7 protein-coding genes and 1 other RNA gene are annotated in these 6,719 nt (G+C 41.4%); 4 read left to right on the forward strand and 4 right to left on the reverse strand.

The annotated features are described in order from the left end of the window. Both rnpB and rsmI read right to left on the reverse strand, forming a co-directional pair. An RNA gene (gene rnpB, locus ACJAZP_RS19560) (RNase P RNA component class A) lies at window positions 1–255 on the reverse strand; the annotation flags it as partial. A gap of 57 nt (window positions 256–312) precedes the next feature. Continuing rightward, a complete protein-coding gene (gene rsmI, locus ACJAZP_RS19565) occupies window positions 313–1,173 on the reverse strand; it encodes a 16S rRNA (cytidine(1402)-2'-O)-methyltransferase (protein WP_415232418.1) in 861 nt (286 codons plus the stop codon). A 191-nt stretch (window positions 1,174–1,364) separates the two neighbouring features. Between rsmI and ACJAZP_RS19570 the strand changes: the two genes are divergently transcribed. Genes ACJAZP_RS19570 through ACJAZP_RS19585 form a run of 4 tightly spaced genes read left to right on the forward strand, consistent with a single transcriptional unit; the run spans window position 1,365 to window position 4,767 of the window. Further along, window positions 1,365–3,227, forward strand: coding sequence for a penicillin-binding protein activator (locus ACJAZP_RS19570; protein WP_415232419.1), 1,863 nt, complete (start codon window positions 1,365–1,367; stop codon window positions 3,225–3,227). Further along, window positions 3,196–3,564 (forward strand): YraN family protein, encoded by a 369-nt coding sequence (locus tag ACJAZP_RS19575; RefSeq protein WP_415232420.1) that lies wholly within the window; start codon window positions 3,196–3,198, stop codon window positions 3,562–3,564. The genes ACJAZP_RS19570 and ACJAZP_RS19575 overlap by 32 nt, the downstream gene beginning before the upstream one ends. Window positions 3,565–3,581: 17 nt before the next feature. Beyond that, the gene (locus ACJAZP_RS19580) at window positions 3,582–4,166 is read left to right on the forward strand and encodes an SIS domain-containing protein (RefSeq protein WP_415232424.1); all 585 of its coding nucleotides are present in this window, start codon (window positions 3,582–3,584) and stop codon (window positions 4,164–4,166) included. Window positions 4,167–4,173: 7 nt separating this feature from the next. Next, a complete protein-coding gene (locus ACJAZP_RS19585; RefSeq protein ID WP_415232421.1) occupies window positions 4,174–4,767 on the forward strand; it encodes a BON domain-containing protein in 594 nt (197 codons plus the stop codon). A gap of 320 nt (window positions 4,768–5,087) precedes the next feature. Here ACJAZP_RS19585 and ACJAZP_RS19590 read toward each other — a convergent pair whose 3' ends face one another. Further along, window positions 5,088–5,318: a zinc ribbon domain-containing protein gene (locus ACJAZP_RS19590; protein WP_415232422.1), complete on the reverse strand. Its 231-nt coding sequence runs from the start codon at window positions 5,316–5,318 to the stop codon at window positions 5,088–5,090. Next, a partial coding sequence (der, locus tag ACJAZP_RS19595) for a ribosome biogenesis GTPase Der (protein ID WP_415232423.1) occupies window positions 5,318–6,719 on the reverse strand: 1,402 nt, incomplete at its 5' end. The genes ACJAZP_RS19590 and der, both read right to left, overlap by 1 nt.

A 6,719-nucleotide genomic window follows, 5' to 3' on the forward strand; every position in this document is an offset into this window, starting at 1 on the left:
GGAAGCCTATTTGGTCTTGCTTCGGGTGGAGTTTACCCTGCACCAAACTATTACTAGATGGCCGGTGCGCTCTTACCGCACCCTTTCACCCTTACCTGCATTTATTCACATAAACACATAGGCGGTTTCCTCTCTGCTGCACTTGTCGTTAGCTCGCGCTACCCAGGCGTTACCTGGCACCCTGCCCTGTTGAAGCCCGGACTTTCCTCCCCTCTTATTGCAAGCAATAAAAGCGGCGACGATCTGGCCAACTCCGCTGCGAATTGTACGGGATAATGAACGCCAATGACAAGGAAAATCGTTATTAACGGGTTATAAGTTTTCTAATCCCCATTTATACAGCTCATTTTTTTTCTGATCGTGAATTTGCGCCGTTAAAGCAGCTGCTTTTTTAAGCGGTAGCTGCTCTTTTAATAAAGCCAGCGTATTCAGCGCGACCTGCGGAATGGCATCATCATCTTTTTGCGCGCCTGCCACCATTAAAACAAATTCACCACGGCAGTGATTAGTATCTTCATTTAACCAAACTAACATTTCATCTGCAGTAAGCGCGTAGAAGGATTCAAAAATTTTAGTTAACTCCCGCGCAATAACCAGTTTACGGTCACCGCCAAAGATATTGATAATCTGCTCGACCGTATCTTGTACGCGGCGTGGTGACTCATAAAAAATCATGGTGCGAGTTTCTTCGATTAAGGCTTTTAATTTATCCTGTTTACTTTTCCCCTTGGCAGGTAAAAACCCTTCAAAAGAAAATCGGTCCGAGGGCATGCCCGCCGCGCTTAATGCTGTTATTGCAGCGCAGGCACCGGGAATAGGCACAATATCAATACCTGCTGCGCGGCACTCGTTAACGAGGTGATAACCAGGGTCGCTGATCAATGGCGTTCCTGCATCGGATATTAATGCGATTGATTGCCCAGCTTTAATTTTTTCTATCAGTACTTGCCCGCGTTGACGCTCGTTATGGTCATGTAAAGGAAACATCGGTTTTTTGATGTGATAATGACTTAATAACTTTCCGCTATGACGTGTATCTTCGGCCGCAATCAAATCCACTTGTTGTAACGTTTCTATTGCTCGGTAGGTAATATCACTGATATTTCCGATAGGGGTTGCAACGATATAAAGTTTGGCAGGTAATTGAGAAGAGATTTGGCTATTTTCGGACATATAATCGCCTTGATAAAGTGAATAAGATTGTTTAACTGATGCGGCAATATTACACTATAGGCATCTTGATACCTACATCGAATACTTGCTAGCTAAGAAGGGATGAAATTTTGAATGTTTTAACCACAGCACCACGCTTTTTACACTTGTTAATGATCTCATTAACGATGACACTTTTGACAGCGTGTAGTATGAGCCCTTCATCCCCAGATGATACGCCACCGGCACTCTTTTCCGAATTAAATAACAATTCGGCATACTACCTGCAAAAGGATCAACTTTATATTGAGTCGGATAATGTTGATTGGCAGCTTTTAGCCCTGCAATCACTTATTGAAGAGGGTCAAGTTGTCCTTGCCGATTCTATTATTACCCATCTGCAGACCAGGGAGCTTTCCGATAAAGATAAAATATCACTGGATTTGTTGATCGCGCAGAATTTATTTGCAAAAAATCAATTCGACGAATCACAAAAGAAGTTAAGTACGATTAATCCGGGACAGTTATCACAATTGGCCTCCATTTCCTCCTTATCACTGCAGGCGGATCTTTATATACAGCGCAATAATCATTTAGCGGCATCCAATCTTTTATTAGCTTTCACCCCTTTATTAAAAAGTGATAAACGTAAACAGAAATACAATGATATTTTATTAACCGAGCTCTCCCTGTTACCTTCAAAAACACTTAATCAATATGAAACAGTAGATGCGCCGAGTGGACAGAGTTCTGAAACTGAATCATTTAAAAAAGGCTGGTATGCGCTGGCCAGTATTTATCAGCGTTACCAGTTACGCACCAACCATTTAAAACAAGCAGTCATTGATTGGGAAAACAGTTATCCGCAGCACCAGGCACGGTTATTTATGCCAACACAACTGACTAACATTCAACAAATCGAGCCTTTTCAGCCTGAAAATATCGCGGTGTTACTGCCTTTGTCGGGACGTTTCCAGGGACAGGGTGAGTCAATTCGGTTAGGCATCTTAGATGCATTTTATCGTCAGCAACAGCTCAATGATTCGACAAGCGCAGACTCCTTTGCGGTTAACGCACCAACACTGCATTTTTACGATAGCCATGCGCGCTCGGTAGAAGATATCGCTGCTGAGTTTGCAGCGGATAAGATTGACTTCGTGATTGGTCCATTATTAAAAAATGAGATTGCAACATTTTTACCTTTGGTTGAAAAAATGCCAGTTTTAGCGCTAAACGGTTTTCCGGAAGAGAGCATGAAAAGCGTAAATGATGATTCTCAAACCGTCACCGCTGACCAGCCTTGGCATTATTCATTTTCACTTTCACCTGAACAGGAAGCTAAACAGGCGGTTCAATTTGTCACCGCAAACCAGCACACAAACCCGATGATTATTGCGCCTAATTCTGACTACGGGAAACGTGTTGCTCTGGCATTTAAAGAGGAATGGAAAGCACAGCATAATAGTGACATTGAACAACATTTTTTCACTTCCAAGTCTAAATTAGCTTCTTTCATTGAGCGTGTTTTACATACGGATCAAAGTCAAACACGTATTAATCAGATGGAAAGTCTGACCCGTCTTCCGCTTGAAACAGAAGTACGCAGCCGCACCGATATTGATGCGATTTACCTGGTCAGTAAACGTGATGAACTGATCTTACTTAAACCCTTTATCGACGTCACTGTCAGCCCTTTTGCACCCAAGATACCTATTTATGCCAGTTCTCGTTCTAATGAATTTGACCGCGGTGGCCTGCAAAATAAAGAGCTATCTAATTTCACCTTCTCAGACATGCCATTTCTTATCGATCAACAGGGTGAGATAATAACCGAACTGAAAACTATCTTACCAAGACAATCCTATGCGGCATTACGCTTGTTCGCCTTTGGTTTTGACAGTTACCAATTGATTGGACAATTAATGCAGTTACAAACCAATGAAGGTTATTCATACCCCGGTTTAGTCGGTCAATTAAGCCTGGATTTAAGCAACACGGTTCAACCGCAATTAAGTTGGGCAAAATACTATCAGGGAGACTTAATTGAAGTTGCCTCGCCTGCTACAAGCGAGTAACTCAAAAGGAGTACTTGCAGAGAAACAAGCCTTGTGTTACTTACAAAAGCAAGGCTTAACCTTAATTTGCCAAAATTATTACTGTCGTTTTGGTGAAATAGATTTAATCATGGCCGACCAGGATACAGTTGTTTTTATTGAAGTACGCTATCGTAAAAACAGTGATTTTGGTGGCGCGTTTGCTTCTATAAATAATGCTAAACAGCGTAAAATAATTACCACTGCGAAGCATTATTTGAGAACATTAGAGAATGAACCCTTTTGCCGCTTTGATGCCATTGCGATCGATAGCAAATCAAGCACACCCGCTTGGATCCAAAATGCCTTTCAAGAATAAGATGATACAACATAATGATAAATGAAAAAATCCAAGCACACTTTGCCGAAAGTATTCAAACTTCAATAGTGGCCGCCGAAGCGCTGCCGGAATTAATTGAAAAAGCGGCCATATTATTGAGTACAACGCTGATCAGAGGAAATAAAATACTGGTTTGCGGCAATGGCGGCGCAGCAGCTTTAGCACAAATTTTTGCCTCACATCTGCTCAATAAATATGAAAAAGAGCGCCCTTCTCTGCCGGCTATCGCGATTACGGCGGACTCGGCGCTGTTGTCGGCCATTGCCACGGACAGCCATTTTAATGAGATTTACGCAAAACAGATTGCGGCACTCTCTCAGGATGGTGACCTGTTATTGGTTATCAGCCATGGCGGTAACAGTCGTAATTTAATTAAAGCCGTAGAAACCGCGCTGAGTAAAAATTTACAAATCATTGTATTAAATGGTGTAGATGGGGGTGAACTAGCAGGATTGTTAGGCTTTGATGACGTAGAAATCAGAGCACCAAGTGACAAAGGCTCACGTATTGAAGAGATTCACCTGTTGGTTATTAACTGCTTGAGTGATTTAATCGATCAACAACTTTTTCCACAACAATAGGATTAATATGAAAAAAATATTTTCTACTGTCTTTCTCTGCTCTCTGTTATTAGTGCTGCAGGGCTGTGCCGGTGGTTTAATTGTGATGGCAGGAACTGCTGTGACAGTGAGCAGCGATGAACGCAGTATTTCGGAGCAGATAAGTGATGATTCTTTATCCATGGATGCCCTGGATAAAATTAATGAGCTTAATATTAACGATCAGCATATTCGCATTAACTTAATCAGTAATAGCGGTTATCTGCTGATCATAGGTCAGGTGACCAACCAACAATTGAGCGAAAAAATAGAGCAGCAGTTAAACACTCTGCCCAATGCAAAAGGTATTTATAACCAATTAAGAATTGGTCAACCGATTGGTTTTGCACAACAAAGTATAGACAGTTGGATCACTACAAAAGTGAAAGGCAAACTGACCGCCAATGATGATGTAAATCCCCTTAAGATTAAGGTGATAACTGAAAATGCTGAAGTGTTTTTAATCGGTAAAGTGACTAAAGAAATGTCCGATAAAGCAACGGATATCACCCGTCAAGTTGATGGTGTAAAACGAGTTAATCGTGTTTTCCAACCCATTGAAAAGAAAACAACAGGCTCTTGATAGCCGCTTATACCAAAAGAAATAATGAAGTGATCAATGATTGCGAAGGAAAAATTAGTTCTAACAAGGCGTGAGTTGCATTCGATCATTATTCTCACGTCACAAAATCCTATGGAACGATTTTGAACAGCTTTAGCTGACCACGAAGTGGTAAAGAACAGGACGTTCTGAATAAAATTCACAACGAAGTTAGGAATAATTTTAACCAGCAAGGGTGATCACCTTTTTAGTTCTTTAGGTATTATAATCAGCTCATAAAAAAAGGCTTAATCGAAAGATTAGGCCTTTTTATTAACAGCAGAAAGAATAAAAATGAACGATTATTCTTCGCTTAATGAATAAACAGCGGAGGATTTACTTTTTAATTCATTACACTGATGACACCATAAATTTGTCGCCCCACATGCCTGTAAAACCTCAAGTTGAGATCCGCACTTGTCACATGATGCATTCAGTTTTAAGTCGCTGTCACAAGCATCACAATGATAATGCTGTTGTTGTATGCCGCTACACTCTATTTCGTGAGCACATTTGGGGCATTTTAATTCCATTATTTTTTACTCTTTTTATGAAATTTCATCATCCGTTGACGTTTATACATCTGGTTCGGCGTTAATTTATTACGACGTCCTTCAAAGGGGTTGGTACCTTCACGGAATTCGATACGAATCGGTGTTCCCATAATACCCAGTGAACGGCGGAAGTAATTCATCAAGTAACGTTTGTAAGAATCCGCTAATTTTTTAACTTGATTACCGTGAATAACAATTAATGGCGGATTGTAACCGCCGGCATGAGCATAACGTAACTTAACCCGGCGTCCACCGACCATAGGTGGTTGATGGTCATCTGCGGCCATGGTCATAATACGCGTTAGAATAGACGTAGAGATACGTTTGGTTGAAGAGTCATAAGCTTCTTCAACTGATTCATATAAATGGCCGACACCCGTTCCGTGCAGCGCAGAGATAAAATGAATTTTTGCAAAATCGATAAACCCTAAACGGCGATCCAGTTCACTTTTCACACGCTCTTTGTCGTATTCGGTCATGCCATCCCATTTATTGACGGCAATCACTAATGAACGTCCCGCATTAAGCGTAAAGCCTAACAAACTTAAATCCTGATCTGAAATACCATCGCGCGCATCGATAATCAATAACACCACATTACAGTCTTCGATTGCTTTTAATGTTTTGATAACAGAGAATTTTTCAACGGTTTCGTTAACTTTTTTACGCTTACGCACACCGGCGGTATCAATAAGAATATATTCGCGATCATCACGGCTCATTGGAATATAGATACTATCGCGGGTTGTGCCCGGCAGATCGTATACAAGTACACGTTCTTCGCCTAAAATCCGGTTGGTGAGCGTAGACTTACCAACATTAGGACGACCAATCAAAGCCAGTTTAATAGGTAAAGCGGCCAGACGCTCCTGCTCTTTCAGTAATGCGGCTTCATCTTCATCAACAAATTCAAGACCGTTTTCCAGATCAGAAAAATCATCTTCCAACTCGACATCATCGAAGAAACCATCCAAAGCGATTTCAATCATCTGGCGCACACCTTTACCCTGTGCGGCAGCGATATGATAAACCTCGCCAAGTGCAAGCGCATAAAATTCAGCACAAACAGAATCGGCATCAACGCCATCTGTTTTGTTAGCAACAACAAAGACTTTTTTATCTTGTTTACGCAGGTGTTCAGCAATGGCTTCATCGGCAATGGTCATGCCGGCACGCGCATCAACTAAGAACAAAACCGCATCGGCTTCATCAATTGCCAGTAAAGACTGACCAGCCATTAAAGCATCAATGCCCTCTTCATCACCAGTAATACCACCCGTATCAATAACGATAAATTCATGTTCATCGATTTTCGCCTGACCGTATTTACGATCTCGCGTTAAACCTGGAAAATCCGCGACTAATGCATCACGCGTACGA

This window comes from Psychromonas sp. (assembly GCF_047632955.1).
GTDB lineage: Bacteria > Pseudomonadota > Gammaproteobacteria > Enterobacterales > Psychromonadaceae > Psychromonas.